This is a genomic window from Candidatus Hydrogenedentota bacterium (genome assembly GCA_016791475.1).
Classification (GTDB): Bacteria; Hydrogenedentota; Hydrogenedentia; order Hydrogenedentales; family JAEUWI01; genus JAEUWI01.
This window is the reverse complement of record JAEUWI010000279.1, coordinates 254-646: the sequence shown is the minus strand read 5'-3', so window position 1 is coordinate 646 and position 393 is coordinate 254. Positions and strand designations below refer to the sequence as shown.

Annotated in this window: 1 tRNA gene; it reads left to right on the top strand. The window is 41.0% G+C overall.

What is annotated here, in order from left to right:
• Positions 1-189: 189 nt before the first annotated feature.
• Positions 190-278: transfer RNA gene (locus JNK74_29195), tRNA-Ser, on the top strand.
• The last annotated feature ends 115 nt before the right edge of the window (positions 279-393 follow it).

Sequence of the window (393 nt, the reverse complement as noted above, 5' to 3'; positions counted from 1 at the left end):
CAGAGCAAAACGAGCGGGAATTCATAGCTATTTAACCTTTTTCAATCAAGCCCCGACTAAAAAGCTTCGCAAATAGCTATAAAATATCACTTTTCTTGATTCAAGTAGGCAAAAACGATAACACCACGTCTGGCTATTGATTAGATTTCAGTAATGAAGTGTTTAATTGTATAGCGAAATTGATTTATTGGAGAGATGACCGAGAGGCCGAAGGTGCTCGATTGCTAATCGAGTGTACGAGTAAAATCGTACCGAGGGTTCGAATCCCTCTCTCTCCGGTCCTCGATGAAACAAAATTGAGGGCTGGAGACTCAGGCTATGACTAGCAATTCTCTTTGTCGCTTGCTAATAAATCAATTGAAAATTTCTGGAGAGGTGGCAGAGTGGTTGATC